Annotated in this window: 17 protein-coding genes; 6 read left to right on the forward strand and 11 right to left on the reverse strand. The window is 73.9% G+C overall.

The genetic code is table 11. The features are described 5' to 3' along the window. Positions 1-52 precede the first annotated feature (52 nt). The 4 genes from CCE02nite_RS13495 to CCE02nite_RS13510 all read left to right on the forward strand — a co-directional run bounded on the left by CCE02nite_RS13495 (position 53) and on the right by CCE02nite_RS13510 (position 4,605). Entirely contained in the window at positions 53-1,420 is a 1,368-nt protein-coding gene (locus tag CCE02nite_RS13495) for an MFS transporter (RefSeq protein WP_141390145.1), read from the forward strand. 260 nt (positions 1,421-1,680) lie between these two features. Continuing rightward, complete coding sequence (locus CCE02nite_RS13500) at positions 1,681-2,628, forward strand: ATP-binding cassette domain-containing protein (protein WP_141390146.1); 948 nt, start codon at positions 1,681-1,683, stop codon at positions 2,626-2,628. Beyond that, on the forward strand, positions 2,625-3,452 hold the full coding sequence (locus CCE02nite_RS13505) for an ABC transporter permease (protein WP_218027114.1): 828 nt from the start codon (positions 2,625-2,627) through the stop codon (positions 3,450-3,452). Before CCE02nite_RS13500 ends, CCE02nite_RS13505 begins: the two co-directional genes overlap by 4 nt. 115 nt (positions 3,453-3,567) lie before the next feature. Beyond that, positions 3,568-4,605: a TetR/AcrR family transcriptional regulator gene (locus CCE02nite_RS13510; RefSeq protein WP_141390147.1), complete on the forward strand. Its 1,038-nt coding sequence runs from the start codon at positions 3,568-3,570 to the stop codon at positions 4,603-4,605. A gap of 66 nt (positions 4,606-4,671) precedes the next feature. Here the strand turns inward: CCE02nite_RS13510 and CCE02nite_RS13515 are convergent, their stop codons facing one another. Then, on the reverse strand, positions 4,672-5,274 hold the full coding sequence (locus tag CCE02nite_RS13515; protein WP_141390148.1) for an NADPH-dependent F420 reductase: 603 nt from the start codon (positions 5,272-5,274) through the stop codon (positions 4,672-4,674). A 119-nt stretch (positions 5,275-5,393) separates the two neighbouring features. Here CCE02nite_RS13515 and CCE02nite_RS13520 point away from each other — a divergent pair, with 119 nt between their 5' ends. Beyond that, complete coding sequence (locus CCE02nite_RS13520) at positions 5,394-5,879, forward strand: MarR family winged helix-turn-helix transcriptional regulator (protein ID WP_141390149.1); 486 nt, start codon at positions 5,394-5,396, stop codon at positions 5,877-5,879. 38 nt (positions 5,880-5,917) lie between these two features. Here the strand turns inward: CCE02nite_RS13520 and CCE02nite_RS13525 are convergent, their stop codons facing one another. The 8 genes from CCE02nite_RS13525 to CCE02nite_RS13560 form a co-directional block, all read right to left on the reverse strand. Further along, on the reverse strand, positions 5,918-6,265 hold the full coding sequence (locus CCE02nite_RS13525; protein WP_141390150.1) for a hypothetical protein: 348 nt from the start codon (positions 6,263-6,265) through the stop codon (positions 5,918-5,920). Further along, on the reverse strand, positions 6,262-8,115 hold the full coding sequence (locus tag CCE02nite_RS13530) for an ABC-F family ATP-binding cassette domain-containing protein (RefSeq protein WP_141390151.1): 1,854 nt from the start codon (positions 8,113-8,115) through the stop codon (positions 6,262-6,264). Before CCE02nite_RS13530 ends, CCE02nite_RS13525 begins: the two co-directional genes overlap by 4 nt. 97 nt (positions 8,116-8,212) lie before the next feature. After that, the gene (locus CCE02nite_RS13535) at positions 8,213-9,187 is read right to left on the reverse strand and encodes a carbohydrate ABC transporter permease (protein ID WP_255318861.1); all 975 of its coding nucleotides are present in this window, start codon (positions 9,185-9,187) and stop codon (positions 8,213-8,215) included. Next, positions 9,177-10,064, reverse strand: a complete 888-nt coding sequence (locus CCE02nite_RS13540; protein ID WP_255318862.1) for a carbohydrate ABC transporter permease — start codon at positions 10,062-10,064, stop codon at positions 9,177-9,179. The genes CCE02nite_RS13535 and CCE02nite_RS13540 overlap by 11 nt, the downstream gene beginning before the upstream one ends. A 2-nt stretch (positions 10,065-10,066) precedes the next feature. After that, positions 10,067-11,413, reverse strand: coding sequence for an ABC transporter substrate-binding protein (locus tag CCE02nite_RS13545; protein WP_141390152.1), 1,347 nt, complete (start codon positions 11,411-11,413; stop codon positions 10,067-10,069). A gap of 52 nt (positions 11,414-11,465) precedes the next feature. After that, positions 11,466-13,097 carry an FAD-dependent oxidoreductase gene (locus CCE02nite_RS13550; protein ID WP_141390153.1) on the reverse strand — a complete coding sequence of 544 codons (1,632 nt, stop codon included), beginning with the start codon at positions 13,095-13,097 and terminating at the stop codon, positions 11,466-11,468. Next, positions 13,094-14,236 carry a LacI family DNA-binding transcriptional regulator gene (locus CCE02nite_RS13555; RefSeq protein WP_047234390.1) on the reverse strand — a complete coding sequence of 381 codons (1,143 nt, stop codon included), beginning with the start codon at positions 14,234-14,236 and terminating at the stop codon, positions 13,094-13,096. The genes CCE02nite_RS13550 and CCE02nite_RS13555 overlap by 4 nt, the downstream gene beginning before the upstream one ends. Before the next feature lie 239 nt (positions 14,237-14,475). Then, complete coding sequence (locus CCE02nite_RS13560) at positions 14,476-16,491, reverse strand: beta-xylosidase family glycoside hydrolase (protein WP_141390154.1); 2,016 nt, start codon at positions 16,489-16,491, stop codon at positions 14,476-14,478. Positions 16,492-16,712: 221 nt separating this feature from the next. On the opposite strand from CCE02nite_RS13560, the gene CCE02nite_RS13565 reads away from it, so the two are divergent. Next, positions 16,713-17,738 carry an acetylxylan esterase gene (locus tag CCE02nite_RS13565; protein ID WP_141390155.1) on the forward strand — a complete coding sequence of 342 codons (1,026 nt, stop codon included), beginning with the start codon at positions 16,713-16,715 and terminating at the stop codon, positions 17,736-17,738. A gap of 602 nt (positions 17,739-18,340) precedes the next feature. Here CCE02nite_RS13565 and CCE02nite_RS13570 read toward each other — a convergent pair. Both CCE02nite_RS13570 and rsmA read right to left on the reverse strand, forming a co-directional pair. Next, entirely contained in the window at positions 18,341-19,291 is a 951-nt protein-coding gene (locus tag CCE02nite_RS13570; RefSeq protein ID WP_141390156.1) for a 4-(cytidine 5'-diphospho)-2-C-methyl-D-erythritol kinase, read from the reverse strand. Continuing rightward, positions 19,288-20,226: a 16S rRNA (adenine(1518)-N(6)/adenine(1519)-N(6))-dimethyltransferase RsmA gene (rsmA, locus tag CCE02nite_RS13575; protein WP_141390157.1), complete on the reverse strand. Its 939-nt coding sequence runs from the start codon at positions 20,224-20,226 to the stop codon at positions 19,288-19,290. Before rsmA ends, CCE02nite_RS13570 begins: the two co-directional genes overlap by 4 nt. Positions 20,227-20,324 lie beyond the last annotated feature (98 nt).

The following is a 20,324-nucleotide window of genomic DNA, read 5'->3' on the forward strand; positions in this document are numbered from 1 at the left end:
GGCTGACCGGCCGGCGGCGTCGCACGCGCCCGCACCCGGAGGTCACCACCCGATGCCGCCGTCCCGGCCGCCCCGCCCGAGCACTTTCCGGGGCGGGATCGACGGCGTGCTCCTCGTCGCGGTGCTGCTCGTCGCGGTCAACCTGCGCGCGCCGCTCACGGCGCTGCCGCCCGTCGTCGCGGACGTCGCGGCAGACCTGCACCTCACGGCGGCGGCCGCGGGCCTGCTCACGGGCATCCCCGTGCTCTGCTTCGCCGTGGCGACGCCCGCGGTCGCGGGGCTGCTGGGGCGGTCGTCGTTGCGCACGGCGATCGCCGTCGCCCTCGCGCTGATCCTCGCCGGCACCCTGCTGCGCTCGGCCGACGTCGCCGCCCTCGGCGCCGCGGGCACGTTCGCCGGGACGGTGCTGCTCGGGCTCGGCATCACGACGGCCAACCTCGCCGTCCCGATGATCGCGCAGCGCGACTTCCCCGGGCACGTCGCGACGGTGACGGGCCTGTACACGGCCGCGATCAACGTGGGGACCGTCGCGACCACCGCGCTCACCGCACCCCTGGCCGACGCCGTCGGGTGGCGCTGGGCGCTGGCGTCCTGGTCCGTCCTCGCGGTGGTCGCGCTCGCGTGGTGGCTCCGCGCCGTCCCGCGCGAGGCGAGCCGGACGGGACGGGCGACGACGGGCCGGGCGAGCGGGCCGGCGTCGGGCACGACGGCGACCACCGACGGGGCGGGGCACGCGCCGGACGACGCGGGCGGGTCGGACGAGGACGCCTCCCCCGCTCCCGGCGGCCTCGCCGCCGCGGCGGCGGAGGGCGTCACGGGCAGCGACCCCGCCGCCGCCCGCGAGCGCCACGTCCTGGCGACGCCGTTCACGTGGTGGCTGTGCGCGATGTTCGCGCTCCAGTCGTCGAGCTTCTATGCGCTCACGGCCTGGCTGCCGCTCGTCCTGGAGGACCTCGCGGGGATCCCGCGCGCGGCGTCGGGCGGCGCGGCGTCGCTGTTCCAGGGGTTCGCGATCGTCGGTGGGCTCGCCGTGCCGCTCGCAGCGCGCCGCTGGACGCTGCGGCAGAGCTTCGCCGTGATCGCGGTGCTGTGGCTGGCGCTGCCGGTGGGCCTCCTCGTCGCCCCGGGCCTGTGGGCGGTGTGGGCGTCGATGGCGGGCATCGCCCAGGCGGCGAACTTCGTCGTCATCTTTACGCTCGTCGCGCAGCGCTTCCCGACGGTCCGTCGCGGACGCCAGGCCTCGGCCACCGTGCAGTCCGTGGGGTACTGCCTCGCGGCGGTCGCGCCGACGCTGGCCGGCGCCCTGCACTCGGCGACCGGCACGTGGACGACGCCGGTCGCCGTCGTGCTCGGCGCGCTCGTCGTGATGACGGGGATCGGCCTCGCCCTCACGGGCTCCCCCCGCTCTCACGCGAGGTAGCCACCACGGCTCTACCTCGCGCCACCACGGCTCTACCTCGGGAGACCACGGCTCTACCTCGCGCCACCACGGCTCTACCTCGGGAGACCACGGCTCTACCTCGGGAGACCACGGCTCTACCTCGCACTCGCTCCCCTCGGTCGGCACCACGCCCTTGACCCGCGCGCCGAGACGTGTTTATGGTGTACACATCGTTTATGCCATATACGTCAGTGTGTGCCGCATACCGGCCAGCACGTCCGAACGACAAGGAGAAGGCGATGACCGAACCGATGATCGCCGTGCAGGGGCTCGAGAAGTCCTACGGCGACCACGCCGTGCTGCGCGGCGTCGACCTGACCGTGCGCCGCGGCGAGATCTTCGCGCTGCTCGGGCCCAACGGCGCCGGCAAGACCACGACCGTCAACGTCCTCACGACCCTCGTGCGGCCCGACGGCGGCACGGCCCGCGTCGCGGGGGCGGACGTCGTGCACGACGCGGCGCGGGTGCGCGAGACGATCGCGCTCACGGGCCAGTACGCGTCGGTGGACGAGTTCCAGACGGGCCGCGAGAACCTCGTCATGATGGGCGAGCTCGCCCACCTCCCCCGGCGCGCGGTGCGTCGCCGCGCGGACGAGCTCCTCGCCCGCTTCGACCTCACCGACGCCGCCGAGCGCCGGGTCGGGACGTACTCGGGCGGCATGCGTCGCCGCCTCGACCTGGCGATCAGTCTCGTCGCCGACCCCGCGGTCCTCGTCCTCGACGAGCCGACCACAGGGCTCGACCCGGCGTCGCGCGCCCAGCTCTGGGACGTGGTGCGCGGCCTGGCCGCCGACGGGACGACGGTCCTGCTGACGACCCAGTACCTGGAGGAGGCAGACCGCCTCGCCGACACGATCGCCGTCCTGCACGACGGCCGCGTCGCCGCGCGCGGCACGGCGGCCGAGCTCAAGGCGCTCGTCGCGGGCGACCACGTGCGCGTCGCGTTCGACGACCCCGCGAGCCTCGCGGCCGCCGTCGGGCTCGCGCCGACGCTGGGGCTCACCCGCCCGACCACGGACGAGAAGGACCTGTCCCTCACCGCGCCGAGCGACGACCCCGTCCGCACGATCCGCGACGTGCTCGCGGCCGCCGACTCCCACGACCTCGCCGTCGTCGGGGTCAGCGTCGTCAAGCCCACGCTCGACGACGTCTTCCTCGCGCTGACCCGGAAGGAGGGCGCCCGATGAGCGCCACCACGCCCACGCTCACGACCTCCCCGACGCGGCAGCCGCGCACCACCGCGCGGGCCCGGCAGACGCCCGCGACGGCCGCGCGCGACGTGCGCACGATGGTCGCGCGCGAGACGCGCCGCCAGCTCCGCAGCATCGACGGGCTCATCACGGCGTTCGTCCTCCCCGTGATGATCATGCTCGTGTTCGTCGTCATCTTCGGCGGCGCGATCGGCGGGGACGACTACATCGACTACGTCGTCCCGGGCGTGCTCGTCATGTGCCTCGGGTTCGGCTCGGCCACCGCCGCGGTGGGGGTCGCGCAGGACATGACGTCGGGCACGATCGACCGGTTCAAGACGCTGCCGATCTTCGGGCCGTCCGCGCTGTGGGGCCACGTCGTGGCGAGCGTGGTGCGCAACCTCGCGTCCGCCGTCGTCGTCGTGGCCGTCGCGCTCGCGCTGGGCTTCCGTCCCGACGCGGGGCTCGGCGACTGGCTGGGTCTCGTCGCGTTCGCCGTGCTCGCGGTGCTCACGTTCACGTGGCTCAGCGTCGCGCTCGGGCTGGTGCTGAGCGTCGAGGCGTCGCAGTCGGTGAACTTCCTCTTCCTGTTCGTGCCCTACCTCAGCTCGGGGTTCGTCGAGATCGACACGATGCCGTCGTGGCTGCACGGGTTCGCCGAGAACCAGCCGTTCACGCCGATCATCGAGACGTTCCGCGGGCTCCTCGCGGGGTCGCCCGACGCGACGACGGTCCTCACGGCCGTCGCATGGCTCGTGGGCTTCCTCGTCGTGAGCTGCGCCGCCGGCTCCGTGCTCTACCGCCGGCGGACCGCCCGCTGACCTCCGTCGCCGAGCATGCGGCTGTCGCCCGTCCTGAGCCCAGGACGGGCGGCAGCCGCGTGCGCGGCCGGGCACGGGACCGCGCTCGGCGCACGACCTCGGGGATGATGTGGGCATGACGGACGCACCCGACCTCCCGCCCCGGCTCGCGCTCGCGTGGGGCGTCGCCGAACGTCCCGAGCGTGCCCCGAAGCGCGAGCTGAGCATCGAGCGGATCGTCGAGGCCGCGATCGAGATCGCCGACGCCGACGGGCTGGCCGCGGTCTCCATGGCGAAGGTCGCGCAGAGCCTCGGCTTCACGACGATGTCGCTCTACCGGTACGTGACGAGCAAGGACGACCTGCTGCTCCTCATGCAGGAGGCGGCGCTCGACGTCGAGTACCCGCCCGCGCACGACCCCGCGGACTGGCGCGCGGAGCTGCGCGAGTGGGCGCAGTTCACCATGGCGGTGTTCGCGTCCCACCCGTGGTTCCTCGACATCCCGGTGACCGGCGCTCCCCTCACGCCGAACAACCTGCGCGGCGCCGACAACGGGCTGCGCGCCCTGCGGTCCACGCCGCTCGACGACGAGGAGAAGATGTCCGTCATCCTCCTCGTGAGCGGCTACGCGCGGAACGCCGCCCGGCTCCAGACCGACCTGGCCCGCGCCGTGACCGCGGCCGGGGGCGACGAGACCGTCCTGGGCGGCGGCTGGGGTGGTGCGTTGCGCGACCTCGTCGACGAGGTGCGCTTCCCCTACCTGCGCCCGCTCGTGGAGGCGGGGACGTACGCGCAGGACGGCGAGATCGACGACACCGCCTGGGGTCTCGAGCGCGTCCTCGACGGGATCGCGGTGTACGTCGACGCGCGGGCCGCCGGCGCCCCGGGCGCGGGGCGAGACCCCTCCGCCCCGGACGGCACGTCCGACGACGCGGGCGGCCCGGCCCACGGCACCGGGGCGGAGCATGACCCGCGCGACGCCGTCGCCCCGGTCGAGATGGCCGTGCACGTCAAGGACCCCAAGGTGAAGAAGGCGACGCTCAAGCGGCGCGACGCCGAGCGCCGCGTCCGCGAGGCGCAGAAGAAGGTGCGCGAGCTCGAGAAGGCGCTGCGGGAGGCGGAGAAGGCGGAGCGCGAGACGGCGCGGGCGGCCGTGGAGAAGGCACGCGGCTGACTCCCCGACGCACGACGGCGGCCGGTCACCCCGAGGGTGTCCGGCCGCCGTCGCACGGAGGAAGGATCACTCGGCGAGTGCGAAGCCCGTCGTCCAGGACGTCTTCTCCCCCGCGGCGAGCGTGAGCTGGAGGAAGCCGAGGGCCTCGAGCTCGTGCGCGCGCTTCAGCGAGCCCGCGTCGACCACGCGGACGCCGGACACGGCGCCGGCGAGCGCGGCCTTGGCGTCCGCGTCGTCGCCCGCGACGAGGACCGTCGTCGGGAGCGGGCCGACCTGCCCGGACGCGAGGGTCGCGGCAAAGTTCGTGTTGAACGCCTTGAGCACGCGCGCGCCGGGCACGCGCTGCTGGACCTGCGCCGCGGCCGACGAGCCGTCGGGCACGACGAGGGCGTCGAAGGTCGTGAAGTCGAGCGGGTTGGTGATGTCGACGACGACCTTGCCGTCGAGGCGGTCGGCGTAGAGGTCGACGACCTCCGCGACCGCCCCGTACGGGAGGGCGAGGACGACGACGTCGCCCTTCAGCTCGTCGCCGACGGTCCCGGCCGCGACCCGGGGGTCGAGGTCGGTCGCCTCGCGCGTGAGGACCTGGACCTCGCTGCCCGCGGCGAGCGCGAGACCGGCGATGGCCGTGCCCATGTTGCCGGCGCCGATGATGGTGATGCTGCTCATGGTGGCTTCCCTTCCTGCGCCGGCCGCCCGGTCGGCTATTAGTTGTTGCTACAACCAACACGATACGACGCTAAACTTGTAGCGTCAACTATTACGATGGTCACACCGGAGGAGGCCCGATGACGACAGAACCCCGCTGGCTCGACGACCAGCAGCTCGACGCGTGGAAGCGGCTCGTGGCGGTCGTGGAGCTGCTGCCGGGCGTCCTCGACACCCAGCTGCGGCGCGACGCCGACCTCAGCCACTTCGAGTACTACGTGCTCGCCATGCTCTCCGAGGCCCCCGACCGCACGCTGCGCATGACCGACCTGGCGGGTGCCACCAACGCGACGCTCCCCCGCCTCTCCCACGTCGTGGCGCGCCTGGAGAAGCGCGGGCTCGTCGAGCGCGTCCCGTGCCCCGAGGACCGCCGCGCCACCAACGCGCACCTCACCGACGCCGGATGGGCGAAGGTCGTCGCGACGGCGCCGGGCCACGTCGCCACCGTCCGGGACCACGTGATCGACGCGCTCACCCCCGAGCAGGTCGGCCAGCTCGACGAGATCGCGGGCGCGATCCTCGAACGCGTCGACCCCGACGACAGGATGGGCTTCCTGCGGCGCTGACCCTGGTCGGCGCGCCCCGGACCCCGCGGGTCCCGGGCTCAGCGCGAGCGGGCGGGCTCCGCGAGGACGAGCGCGCCGCTGCCCGGCACCAGCGCGCCGAGCGCCGTCGGCAGGTCCGCCACCGCGAGCTCCGCGACCTCCGGGAGCGTCGCGACCACCTCGTCCCACTCGGGCGCGGCGTCGTCCACCTCGACGCTGTGCCCGTTCACGAGGTCGAACGACACGTACCGCACCGTGCTCACCACCGCGTCGAGCGCGAAGGCCGTCACCCGGTGCACGTCGGACCAGGGGGCGAGGACGCCGCCCTGCCCGTCCTCGACCTCGACGCCGCGCGCCGAGAGCCCGACCCGCATCGCGCGCGGTCCCGGCGCCGCTGCCGCCGTCACCCGGCGACCTCCGCCGCCTCGAGCCAGGCGGCCTCCAGCTCGTCCTTCTCCGCCGCGAGCGTGCGCAGCTCGGCGTCGATCTCGGCCACGGCCGCGAAGTCGGTCGCGTTCGCCGCGATCTTCTCGTGCAGGCGGCCCTCGACCTCGGCGATCTTCGACAGCCGCCGCTCGATGCGGTTGATCTCCTTCTTCGCGGCGCGCACCTCGGCAGCGCTCGGGCCCGCGGGGGTGTCGGCGGCCGCCGCGACGTCCGGCCCGCCGGCCGCGGGGGCGGCCGCGAACCCGGTCGACGCCGACCCTGCGCCCGCGAGCGCCGCGCGTCGCAGCTCGAGGTACTGCTCGACGCCGCCCGGCAGGTCGCGCACCTTGCCGTCCCCGAGCAGGGCGACCTGGCGGTCCGCGACGCGCTCGAGCAGGTAGCGGTCGTGCGACACGACGATCAGCGTGCCGGGCCAGCCGTCGAGCAGGTCCTCGAGCGCGGCGAGCGTGTCGGTGTCGAGGTCGTTGGTGGGCTCGTCGAGCAGGAGCACGTTGGGCTCGGCGACGAGCAGACGCAGGAGCTGCAGGCGGCGGCGCTCGCCGCCCGAGAGGTCGCGCACGAGGGTCTGCGACCGCTCGCGCGTGAACCCGAGCCGCTCGACGAGCTGCGACGCCGTGAGCTCCTTGCCGTCCACGACGACCGACCGCTTCTCGTCCTCGATCACCTGGATGACGCGCGACCCGGCGATGTCGTCCAGCTCACCGACGTCCTGGGACAGCTCGGCGACGTGCACGGTCTTGCCGCGCTTGACCCGGCCCGCGTCGGGCTCGCGCCGCCCGGCGAGGAGCGCGAGGAGCGTCGTCTTCCCGGCGCCGTTGACGCCGACGACCCCGTACCGGTCGCCCGGGCCCAGGCGCCACGTGACGTCGTCGAGCAGCACGCGCTCACCCTGACCGTCCTGGCGAGGGACCGCGACCGTGACGTCCTCGAGGTCGAGCACGTCCTTGCCGAGCCGCTTGGTCGCGGTGCGCGTGAGCTCGAGCGTGTCGCGCGGGGGCGGGACGTCGGCGATGAGCGCGGCAGCGGCGTCGAGCCGGAACTTGGGCTTGGACGTGCGCGCGGGCGCCCCGCGGCGCAGCCACGCGAGCTCCTTGCGCAGCAGGTTGTCGCGCTTCTCCGCGGCGACGGCCGCGGTGCGCTGGCGCTCGGCGCGAGCGAGCACGTAGGCGGCGTACCCGCCCTCGTACCCCTCGACCGCGCCGGAGCCGTCGCCGCGCACCTCCCACATGCGCGAGCAGACGGCGTCGAGGAACCAGCGGTCGTGCGTCACCACGACGAGCGCACCCTTCGCGCCCGGGCGCGCGAACCGGTCGCCCAGGTGCGCGGCGAGCCACGCCACGCCCTCGACGTCGAGGTGGTTGGTCGGCTCGTCGAGGAAGAGCACGTCGTGGTCGGCGACGAGCAGGGCCGCGAGCGCCACGCGGCGCCTCTGCCCGCCGGACAGCGTGTCCGCGGGGGCGTCGAGGTCGAGGTCGGCCAGCAGGCCGGCGTGCACGGTGCGGATGCTCGCGTCCGACGCCCACGCGTGCGTCGCGGCGTCGCCGTGCACGAGGTCACGGATCGTCGCGCCGGTGCCGACGTCGTCGCGCTGGTCGAGCAGGCCGACCCGCAGCCCGCCCACCCGGGTGACCCGGCCGCCGTCGGGCTGCTGCGTGCCCGCGAGCAGGCGCAGGAGCGTGGACTTGCCGGCGCCGTTGGGGCCGACGATGCCGACACGGTCGCCGTCGTCCAGGCCGAGCGAGACGTCGTCGATCAGGGTGCGGGTGCCGACGGTCAGCGAGATGCCGTCGGCGCCGAGGAGATGAGCCACACGCACGAGCCTAGGCCGCACCCCGTGAGTGCATGAAATAGTCGCCGGTCCGCGAGGAGAACGCGACTATTTCATGCACTCACGGGTGGGCGGTCAGTCAGCCCTTGAGGCCCGAGTGGGCGAGGCCCTGGACGAACTGCTTCTGCGCGACGAGGAACACCGCGAGGACCGGCAGCACGGTGAGCGTCGTCGCGGCGAGCTGCACGTTCCACATCGGCCCGCCGTACGCGTCGACGTACTGCGTGAGCGCCTGCGGGAGCGTGAACCGGTCCTTGCTGGACAGGTACACGATCGGCTCGAGGTACAGGTTCCACGACTTGAGGAACGTGAAGATCGCGACGGCCGAGATCGCCGAGCGGGACAGCGGGAACGCGATGCGCCAGAAGATCCCCCAGCGCCCGAGGCCGTCCATGCGCCCCGCCTCCTCGAGCTCGCCCGGGAGGCCCAGGAAGAACTGGCGCATGATGAACGTCGCGAGCACGCTCGGCGCCCCGAGGATCGGGATGACCACCAGCGGCCAGTGCGTGTCGATGAGCCCGAGCGAGTTGACCATCCGGAACAGCGGGACGATCGTCACCTCGGACGGCACGAGCAGCCCGACGAGGACGAGCAGGAACAGCGCGTTCGCACCGGGGAACCGGATGCGCGCGAACGCGTACCCGGCCATCGAGGACACGAGGATGGTCCCGACCGTCACCAGCGCGGCGATGTAGAGGCTGTTCCAGTACTGCTGCGCGAACGGCTGCAGCCGGAACACCTCCCCGTACGCCGCGAACGACGGGTCCTGCGGCCACAGCGTCGGCACGGCCCGCAGGATCTCGCTCATCGGCTTGAGGCTCGACGTCGCCATCCACCACGTCGGGAAGACGAAGGGCACGCTGAGCACGACGAGCAGCGCCACGAGCGCCCAGCGTCCCCACCGCCGCCGCGAACGCGCGGCGCGGTCGCGGCGCGCGGGCGCGTGCGCCGCCCCGCCGGTGCCGTCGCCGCCCCCGCCCGACGCCGCGGGCCGGGACGGGCCGTCGTCCGCGCCCGGGAGCGTGGCCGGGCCGGGCATCACGTCAGACTTCATGGAAGACCCACCTCTTGCGCGTCTGCCACTGCACGAGTGTCAGGACGAGGACGATGACGAACAGCAGGACCGAGATGGCGCTCGCGTAGCCGAAGTCGTTGAACCGGAACGCCTGCTGGTACAGGTAGTAGACGAGCACGGTGGTCGAGTTCCCGGGCCCGCCGCCGGTCAGCACGGCGATCTGCGCGAAGACCTCGAGCGAGCCCACGATCGTGAGGATCGAGACCAGCAGGACGGTCGGGCTGATGAGCGGGAGCGTGATCGAGCGGAAACGTCGCCACGCGCCCGCGCCGTCGATGCGCGCGGCCTCCTGGACGTCCTCCGGCACTCCCTGCAGCGCCGCGAGGAACAGGATCATGTTGAGGCCCACGTTCTTGAACACCTGGACGACGATCACCGAGATCATGGCCGTCGTCTCGCCGCGCAGCCAGTTCGGGCCCTCGACGCCCAGCAGCGACAGGAACCCGTTGATCCCGCCGTCGGCCTGGAGCAGGAAGCTCCACACGATCGTCCACGCGACGAGCGACACGACCACCGGCGAGAAGAAGAACGTGCGGAACGTCGTCGTGCCCGGCAGCTTCTGGTTGAGCAGCACCGCGAGCAGCAGTGCGAGCGAGATGTTGAGGACCACGAGCCCGACGGAGAACCACAGGCTGGCGAGCAGCGAGTCACGCAGGCCGGGATCGGAGAGCATGCGCTCGTAGTTGTCTGCGCCGGCGAACGTGAACGTGTTCGCGAGGACGTTCCACTCGTGCAGCGAGTACCAGACGACGGCGACCAGCGGCGCGACGACGAACGCGAGCGCACCGAGCACGGCGGGCGCGACCATGGTGTAGCCCACGGCCGCGTCCCGTCGTGCGAGCGCGGAGGACGCCACGCTCAGTCCCCGAGCAGGGGCTGGATCGCCGCGCACGTGTCGGCGAGGACGCCCTCGACGTCCGCGTCCGCGGTCCACAGCGCGTCGAGCTCGGCGCGCACCGTGTCCTGGAGCTTCGCGAAGTTCTGGTGCGAGGGCTTGGTCACCGCACCCTGGATGCCGTCGACGACGACCGCCTGGAGCTGGGCCTCGCTGAGCTTCGGGTTCGCGGCCCCGAGCGTCTCGGCGTTCAGGAGCGACTCGCGCGGCGGCGGGAAGTACGCCGCGAGCGTCTCGGCGTTCTCCGGGTTGGTGAACCACGCGAGGAAGTCGGCGGCGACGTCCGGGTGCTCGCCCGCGGCGAAGACGCCGATCCCGGCCTGGCCGATGACGTTCTGCTGGCCCGCCGGTCCTGCCGGCAACGGCACCACGTCCCACCCGAACGAGTCGTCGAGCGCGGACGCACGGCTGATCTGCGTGATCGTCATGGCGGAGTCGCCCGCGAAGAAGTCGGCCGTCGTGCCCGGGCCGGGCATCGCCTTGTCCACGAACGTCGCGTCGTGGACCCACGTGAGCGCGTCGACCATCTCGGGGTCGGTGAACGTGCACTGCGTGCCGTCCTCGCTCCACGGCGCCGCGTCCCAGCCGTCCCAGATCGTCGACAGGTTCTCCCACACCTTGAAGTCGAAGTCGCGCACCACGAGGCCCTGCTTGCCCGACGTCGCGGCGGCAGCGGCCGAGATGTCGCGGGCCTGGTCGTAGGTCCAGTCGCCCGACGCCACGAGGTCGGCCGGGTTCGGCTGGCCCGCCGCGGCGACCTGGTCGGTGTTGACGAAGACCGCGAACGGCGAGTTGGAGAACGGGTAGGCGTAGAGCCCGCCGTCCTTCTCCCACAGCGCGAGCGAGGAGTCGAGCAGGTCGTCGAACTCGTACCCCTCGGTCTCCTGGAGCTTCGGGGCGACGTCCACGAGCGCGCCGCTCGCGACGAACTCGGGCGCGTAGCTCTCGAGGATCCACGCGAGGTCGGGGGCGTTGCCGCCCGCGAGCTGCGTCGTGAGGGACGTCGTGTAGTCCTCGAACGGGATCGTCTCGAACGTCACGCCCGACACGAGGTCCGGGTTCTCGGCGACGTACGCGTCGGCGATCTCCTGGAACTGCGCGAGCTGCGTCTCGTCGGCCGTCCAGACGGTCATGCGGAGCTCGACGGGCTCGCTCGGCGTGCTGGGCTCGCCGGCGACGTCGTCGCCGCCGCCGGAGCACGCGGTGAGGACGAGGGCGAGCGCGACGCCGCCTGCGGCCAGGGGTGCGCTCACGAGGCGGTGTCGGGTGCGGGCCGGGCGGGGTGCACGGCGCGAGGTCAGGGGGGTCATCAGTTCTCCTTCGGACTGAGGTGGGCGTGTCGTTGCGGGCGGGGGGCCCGCGTCAGTAGGGGTGCGCCTCGGCGGGCCAGCGCAGCTCGACGCCGGCCCGGACGAGCTCGTCCTGGTAGTCGGCGAGCAGGTCGGCCTTCGACTGGACGGCGTGAGGCGTGCGCCCGGTCGCGAGGCAGTGCGCCGCGAGGTGGCCGGCGGCCTCGCCGATGTTCCACTCCACCGGGTGCAGGCGGTAGCAGCCGTTGGTGACGTGCGTCGTGCCGATGTTCTTGTTGGCCGCGAGCAGGTTGGTCACGCGCTGCGGCAGCAGTGCGCCGAGCGGTATCTCGAACGGCGTCGACGCGACGTCGATGTACGTGTCGCCGCCCGTCGAGGGGTGCAGGTCGATCCGGTACATGCCGACGCCGACCGAGTCGTCGTAGCGCGTCGCACCGCGGTCGCCGCGCACGGCGTACGAGACGTCGTTCTCCGTCACCGTCGTCACGGCGCGCAGGCGGCGCGACTCGCGGTGGTAGGCCGCCTGGGCGAGGCCGTCGGCCGAGCCCATGACGTCGGGTCGCAGGCGCAGGCCCGGGAAGCCGGTCCCGCCGTCGGCGCGGGGCGCCTCGGTCTGCATCCAGTAGAGCATCGAGAGGCTGAGCTGCCGGGCGTCGGCGATCCGCGCCTCCTCGACGTCGCGCGGGACGTCGAGCACGGGCGCGAGGAAGTAGTCGATGCTCGGCCAGTTCACGAGGCACAGGTCGCTCGCGTAGTGGCCGGGCGCGAACAGGTCGCGTGCCGCGATGCGCCGGAACGTCCACAGGTTGCCGTCGCCCGGGTTCTTCGACTGGTCGGCGTCCACGGCGCGCGCGTCGTCGCCCGGGTTCGGCGTGAACGACCGCACGTCCATCGCGAGCGTGCGCGGGTTGGGCGCCTCCCACGACAGCATCCGCCGCCCGTTCCACGGGCCGGGGGTGTAGGTGCTCCAGAAGTCGTAGCGCTCGGGTCGGTCGATGGTGTGGTCGCCGTCCACGTGCTCGACGGCGAAGCACACGCTCAGCGCCTGCACGTTGTCGGGCTGCGCCTCGTCGGGAGCGCTCGGCTCCCCCGTCTCGCGGTTCGACTCGAACCCGGTGACGTACTCGGTGCCCGTCAGGGGCAGGAGCTCGCCCGTCTCGGTCGCGTCCACGACGAACGCGGCGTGGACCGTCACGGCCGCGCCCGTGGCGTCGGCAGAGACCGGGGTGAGCGTCACGGAGGTGACGCGGTCGCCGTCGGTGGTCGCCGCCGTCGGGCGCACGCGCTCGAGCAGACGGATACGGCCCGCGGACCGCCACGGGGCGAGCATCTCCTCGAGCACCCCGACCGCGACACGCGGCTCGTGGCACAGCTTGGAGACCCAGCCCGCGCCGGGGTTGAGGGCGTCCCACGTGCGCGCGGCGTCGGTGAGCGGGTAGGAGCGGCGGTAGACGTCGCGGATGCCGTCGCGCAGCGCGCGGTAGCGCGCGGTCACGCCGAACCGCTCGACCCACGCGCTCTCGTCGGGCGGCACCGCCTGGGACGTGAGCTGCCCGCCGATCCACGGGTGCTCCTCGGTGAGGACGACGCGGGCGCCCCGCTCGGCAGCGGCGAGCGCGGCGGCCACGCCGCCGAGCCCGGCACCGACGACGAGGACGTCTGCCTGGAGGTCTGGATGGGTCACGCTGGTTCCGTTTCTCTGGTGCTCTGGTGCTCTGAGGTCTGCAGGGACGGTCTGGCTGCCGGGGGCGGCGCCGGCGGTGGCGCGGCGACGGTCTCGCCGTCGACGTCAACGCACTCGAGGAGCTGGTGCAGCTCGTCCTCGGGGACCCGGGCGGCGCGCGCGGCCTTGCGGTCGGAGCGGCCCGAGCCGGACTCGGCGACGAGGCGCGAGAGCAGGACGAGGGCGCGCGCCCCCATCTCCTCGCGCGGGATCGAGAACCCGGACCACCGGCGCCCGCCCGGGCGCCCGTGGTGGGGCTGGCCCAGGAGGAGGAAGGAGACGTCGTCGGGCACGCGGACGCCGCGCCCCTCGAGCTCGTCGACGAGCTCCTCGGGGTAGTTCTCGGGGGCGACGACGACGGCCGTGAGGCGCTGGTCGACGATCTCCGCGGCCGTGGCGGGGACGTCGTCGAGCTCGACGAAGCGCACGGTGAGCCCGTGCGCCTTCATCGTGGCGCGGTAGGCGTCGACGCGGTCGAGCGTCGGCTGGTCGGTGCCGCGCGGCCCGACGTAGCCGATGCGCTCGTGACCGAGCTCGACGAGGCGCTCGACCTGGCGAGCCGTCGCCGCGACGTAGTCGGCGCCGACGTAGGGCAGGCGCCCGCCGTCGCTGCCGCGCTTGCCGATGAAGACGAACGGGTAGTTCGTGTCGAGCAGGTGCTGGAGCTCGCCCCGGTCCTCGTGCTGGCCGAGCAGCAAGCAGCCGTCGGCGATCCCGAGGCGCTGCCAGCCGTCCCGGGTGAGCCGGCGCCGGCCGTCGACGACGCGCGCGCTCGTGAACAGCAGGATGTCGATGCCCAGCTTCTCGGCCGCGTGCTCGATCCCGACCAGGAACGGGCCGTAGAAGTCCCGGCCGGCGCGGGGGAACGTCGCCTCATAGGTGAAGACGCCGAGGATCTGGTTGTGCCCGCCCGCGAGGCGCTGCGCCACGGGGTTCGCCGAGTAGCCCGTGATCCGGATCGCGTCGAGCACGCGCTGACGGGTCTCCTCGCTGATCCGCACCCCCGCGGGCGTGGAGTCGTTCAGCACGAACGAGACCGTCGCCTGGCTGACGCCCGCCATGGCGGCGACGTCGGCCTGGGTGATGCGGTGCCTCGGCATGGATCCTCCTCGATCACGTCGTCGATGACGTGCGAGGAGTCTCGCCAGCGCACGGCCCGTGGGTCAACGCCGTAATACGCATTATTACGTCGGGAGCAGCGCGGATCCGCCGCTCGGCCCGCCCCGGGTGATCCGCATAATCGGCCGGACGCGTCAGACCTGCCGGGGATGCACGACGGGCCCAGGGGCACACTCCGAGGTGCGTCCCTGGGCCCGCTGCGCGGCCCGTGCGTGCCGCGCTATCCGCAGGTCAGCGCGTCGTAGGTCGCCGAGGTCGAGCCGTGCTGGGCACCGTCGGGACCGACGACGTCGACCGTCGCCTCGCCGGCCGCGACCGACGTCGAGCGCGTCGCGAAGGACTGGTAGGCGCTGCGCCCGGGCGCGACGTCGGCCACGGTGCGCTCACCGAACGGCGTCACGAGGCGGACCGTCGCCGCGGCGTCCCCCTCGTTGCGCGCGGTCACCGCGACGTACGCGCGGCCCGCGAGGCAGCGGGTCGCGGTCTGCACCTCGACGGCAGGCTCGTCGTCACCGCACGCGGCCACCTCCTCGGCGGTCGGCGTCCAGCGGAACCAGTCGAACGACGCGACGATCTCGGGCGGCGTCGCCGACCCGCGCATCGCGAACGGCCCGACGCCCGTCGCACCGAGCGCAGCGACGTCCACGGTGCGGCCCCACGGCGCGAACTCGACGCCGTCGACCGACACCGACGCCTGCACGGCGCTGCCGTCGCTCGCGAGGCGCAGCCAGAACGTGCTCCCGAGGTCCGACGGCGGGACGACCGAGTCGAAGCCCGTGTTGCGGTCGGTGCCGTTCTGGCGCCAGATGAACTCGAGGCGCGGGCCGAGCGAGCCGTGCACGAGGTCGAGCTTCGCGTAGTTCGCGTCGTCGCGGTACAGGAGCAGGCCGCCCTGCTGGAAGCGCTCGGCCGGGGAGACGGAGACGGCCGTCGTGACCTCCCACGGCCCGTCCGGGACGACCTGGAGCGGCAGCGACGCACCGGCCACGCCGGTCGGGTACGTGGGGACGCGCAGAACACCGTCGGCGAGCTCGTGCCGGGCGCTCCCCGCCCGGACGACGGACCACCGCGCCGGGTCGAGCATCGCGCCGTCGAACTCGTCGGACGCCGCGCCGCTGCACTGCTCGCGCAGCGGGTCGGGGTCCTGACCGGGCTCGGGCGGCCGCACGGCGTCGGGGTCGCGCTGCGCCCACGCGATCGTCGCGCCGAGGCGGTCACCGGACTCGTAGAAGAGGTACGTCTCGTCGCCGTCCGTGACGATCTCGGGCGCGGCCACACGGCCGACGTCGTCGCCGACGCCCGAGGCCTTGTGCAGCTCCCACCGGGGGCCGACCTGGGTCATGGTCGGGTCGAGCGTGCGGGCGAAGGTGATGCCCGTGGAGCCGTGGTAGACCACGTAGAGCTGGCCCTCCCACTCCCACAGGTTGCCGCCGGACACGTTCGTCCCGGTCGCGGCGTCGGGCACGACGAGCGGGTCGGGCCGCACGTCCCAGGTCTTGCCGTCGACCGACTCGGCCACCTTGATGCGCCGGATGTTGTCCGTGCGGTTCTGCATGTACGTCATGGCGAACCGGTAGCCGGACGACGGGTCCGGGTGCTCGACGACGCGCGCGTACGACGTCTCGGTGGTGCCCTGGCCGCCGTCGGCGTTCGTCACCGCGACCCCGGAGTCGTCGAACGTCACGCCGTCGGACGACGTCGCCCACCGCGTCGTCGAGTTCTCGCCGTGGAAGTACAGCAGCACCTCGTCGGTCGCGTCGTCCCACAGGACGTCGGGCGACGAGACGTGCGAGACGTGCTCGTAGAAGGGGAGCCACTCGTTCTCGACGATCGGGTTGTGCGCGTACTCGGTCCACGGGCCCTCGAGCGAGTCGGCGTACATGAGCGAGATGCCGCCCGGGGAGTCGTGCGGGGCGTAGTAGAGGTACCACTCCCCCAGCGGGTCGTCGAGGTAGGCGCCCGCGTGGAAGACGCTGGGGAAGATGAACTCGTCCGTCGGGTTGTAGGTCATCGACTCCTTGTCGGTGATCACGCCGCGGTACTCGAAGACCGGGAGGTCGGACGCGGACGGGGCGTCGGCCGCCGTCGCGCCCACCGGCGCCGGGGCGAGGGCTGTCGGCGACGGCGCGGCGCCGGCGGGGGCGACCGCGCCGGCTGCCACCATCGCGGCCAGGGCGACGACCGCCGCCGTCGCGACGCCGCGTCTACGGCGTGGTGCTGCTGCTCGGGTTCTCACAGGGGACCTCCATCGGTTCCTCACCGGCGGCCTCGTCGCCGACCGGGCGCCGCGCGCGCGGCGGCGGCTGGTGGCAGTCTCGCCGCACCGGACCCGCGCGGGTCAAAGGGATGATGCGCATTATTAGCGCGACCCGGGGTCCGTGTGGCGGCGCTAGAGTCGTCCCGACCCGACATCGATGTCCGACATCAGACTTATGCGCACCCCGGAGGATCGCCACCGTGCCGCTCTTCGACCTGCCCCTCGCCGAGCTCGAGACCTACGCGCCCGCGCTCGACGAGCCCGCCGACCTCGACGCGTTCTGGGCGCGCACCCTCGCCGGGTCCCGCGCGGCGGGCGGGGACCTCGCCGAGACGGTCCGTCTGGAGCGGGTCGACGCCGGCCTGGAGACGGTCGTGGTCGACGACGTCACGTTCCCCGGCTTCGACGGCCAGCCGGTCAAGGCCTGGCTCGTCCGGCCGACCGTGGCCGAGCGCGCCGCTGCCGCCGGCGACGCCGCACCGCTCCCCGCCGTCGTCGAGTACCTCGGGTACGGGGGCGGGCGCGGGCTGCCGCACGAGCACCTGCTGTGGGCGAGTGCGGGCTACGCGCACCTCGTCGTCGACACGCGCGGTCAGGGCAGCGGCTGGGGTACCGGGGGCGACACACCCGACCCGGTCGGGTCCGGCCCGGCCGCCCCCGGCTTCCTGACCCGCGGCATCCTCGACCCGCACGAGCACTACTACCGCCGCGTCATCACCGACGCCGTGCGGGCCGTCGACGCCGTGCGGACGGTCGAGGGGATCGACCCCGCGCGTGTCGCCGTGACCGGCGTGAGCCAGGGCGGCGGCCTGACCATCGCCGTCGCCGGCCTGGCCGACGGCCTCGTCGCAGCGATGCCCGACGTCCCGTTCCTCAGCCACTACCGCCGTGCCGTCGAGATCACCGACCGCCTGCCGTACGCAGAGATCACGCGCTACCTCGCCGTCCACCGGCAGCACGAGGACGCCGTGTTCCGCACGCTCTCCTACCTCGACGGCGCGAGCCTCGCGCGCCGCGCGACCGCCCCCGCCCTGTTCTCCGTCGCCCTCATGGACCCGGTCTGCCCGCCCTCGACGGTGTACGCCGCCTACAACGGCTGGGCCGCCGGCGCGGGTGCCGGGGACGTCGAGCGCGCGATCGACGTCTACCGCTTCAACGAGCACGAGGGCGGCCAGGCCTACCGCTTCGCCCGCCAGCTCGCCTGGCTCCGCGAGCACACCCGATAACCCGGCCCGCGCACCGCACCCGCAGATCCGCGCGGCCGTCGAGGCGGCCCCGGGTCACGCGAGAGGGAACCCCGGCCCGCCGGAGTGCCAACCTGATCGCGCGAGGTAGAGCCGTGGTCGCGCGAGGTAGAGCCGTGGTCTTTGGCCCGACGACGGCTGGTCGCCTGCCGCGGTCGGGTCGCCCGGGTCGCGCGGCCTTGTATCGGATCAAGCGGCACGGAGTCGGCTGGACAGGCCGTGGCGACTGACTCGCCCGCTCGGCGCCGTCCCGACGCGGCTCGGCACCGACGCACGCCGCAGGGCGGCGCGGCGCGGCGCGGGACGACCCGACACCGCGGGCGGTCGCCAGGGTGAGCGACGACCAGGGCGAGACACCGTAGGGCGGGGTGGGTGGTGGTGCCGCGTCGTGGCGGGCCTGGCGGGAGCCGCGAGGAACGAGCGGCGGATGGTAGACGCGGCACCACCACCCACCCCGACCACCCAGGGCGACCACACGCCGTCGAGCACAGGAACCACGGCTCTACCTCGCGCAACCACGGCTCTACCTCGCGCGACCACGGCTCTACCTCGCGACCTCGGTTCGACCTCGGCGGGCGGGCTCGTCAGTGGGCGACGACGCGGGCGCCGGCGGCGGGGGCCGTGGTGCACCAGACGGTGTCGCACGCGTCGTTCGCCGTCCACGACGCGGCGATCGCGAGCGCGTGCTGGCGGCTGCGCGCGAGGGCGGCGACCGTCGGACCGGAGCCGGAGACGATCGCGCCGAGCGCGCCGGCCTCGGTCGCGACGTCGATCGTCCGCCGGAGCTCGGGGCGCAGGGCGAGGGCAGGGCCCTGGAGGTCGTTGCGCAGCACCTGTCCGAGCCCGACGGCGTCGCCCGCGCGCAGCGCCTGCATGAGCGCGGTGTCGTCGGCGAGGTCGAGCTCGGCCGGGCCGCCGACGGTCTCGTCGAACGTGCGGTACACCTCGGGCGTGGAGAGCCCCTCCGCCTGGACGGCGAAGACCCAGTGGAACTCGCCGCGCGTCATCGCGGGCGTGAGCACGTCGCCCCGCCCCGTCCCGACGGCGGTGTGCCCCACGAGCCCGAACGCGACGTCGGCCCCGAGCCCCGCGGCGAGGCGGACCAGGTCGGCGCGCGGGACCCCGGCGTCCCACAGCGCGTCGCACGCGACGAGCGCGGCCGCGGCGTCGGCGGAACCGCCCGCCATGCCGCCGGCGACGGGGACCTCCTTGTGGATCTCGAGCCGCACGTCGGGGTCGACGCCCACGTGCTCGGCGAGCGCGACGGCGGCCCGCCACGCGAGGTTCGTCTCGTCGGTCGGCACCATGTCGGCCTGGAGGCCGGTCACGCTGAGCGAGACGCCCGAGCCCGGCGGCACCTGGTGGGCGACGACGTCCTCGCTGAGCCCGACCGCCTGGAAGATCGTCACGAGCGGGTGGTAGCCGTCGTCCTGGAGCGCCCCGACCCGCAACGAGAGGTTGACCTTGCCGGGTGCGCGCACGCGGACGGACGGGGGTGGCGCGAGGGCGATGCGCGGCGGTCGCGGGGGTGTCACGCGTCCACTGTGCCAGGTCGTCCGGTCCGACGCTCCGCGGGTGCCGCACCGCGGGCGGGGCGCTCGTCGAGGCTGCCCCGCAGGACGAGCTGCTCGGCGACGCGCGCGAACGCCGCGACGTCCAGCACCTCGCCGCGCGCCTGCGGGTCGACGTCGGCCGCCTCGAGCACCTCGGCGGCCACGCTCGCGGAGCCCGCGAGACCGGACAGCGCGGAGCGGAGCATCTTGCGCCGCTGCGCGAACGCCGCGTCGACGACGGCGAACACCTGCTCGCGCGTCGCGGTCGTGGTCGGCGGCTCGCGACGGTCGAGCGCGACGAGGGCGGAGTCGACGTTCGGCACCGGCCAGAACACGCTGCGGCCGATGGTCCCGGCGCGGCGGGCGTCGGCGTACCAGGCGGCCTTGACCGACGGCACGCCGTACGTGCGCGACCCGGGCGGGGCGGCGAGCCGGTCCGCCACCTCGGCCTGCACCATGACGAGCACGCGCTCGAGCGAGTCGAACCGCTCGAGGAACGTCAGCAGCACGGGCACCGCGACGTTGTACGGGAGGTTGGCGACGAGCGCCGTCGGCGGCTCGCCGGGCAGGGTCGTGACCTCCAGCGCGTCCGCGCCGACGACCTCGAGCCGGTCACCGAGGTCGGGGACGTGCGCGGCGACCGTCGTGGGGAGCTGCTTCGCGAGGACCGGGTCGATCTCGACCGCGACGACGCTCGCCCCGGCCTCCAGGAGTCCCAGGGTGAGCGAGCCGAGCCCCGGGCCGACCTCGACCACGCGCTCCCCCGTCCGCACGTCCGCGGCGCGCACGATCTTGCGGACGGTGCCGCCGTCGTGCACGAAGTTCTGGCCGAGGGTCTTGGTGGGGCGGACGCCGAGGCGGCCCGCGAGGTCACGGATCTCGGCCGGACCCAGCAGGGCACCGCGGGTGTCGCTCATGACAGCCAAGCCTACCGACCGGGGCGAGCCCGGTCCGGACGCCACGGGGGACGACGGAGGGCGGGGCGCCGTGCGCCCCGCCCTCCGCGGTGCGGCCG

Origin of the sequence: Cellulosimicrobium cellulans (assembly GCF_006539945.1) — a bacterium.
Classification (GTDB): Bacteria; Actinomycetota; Actinomycetes; order Actinomycetales; family Cellulomonadaceae; genus Cellulosimicrobium; species Cellulosimicrobium cellulans.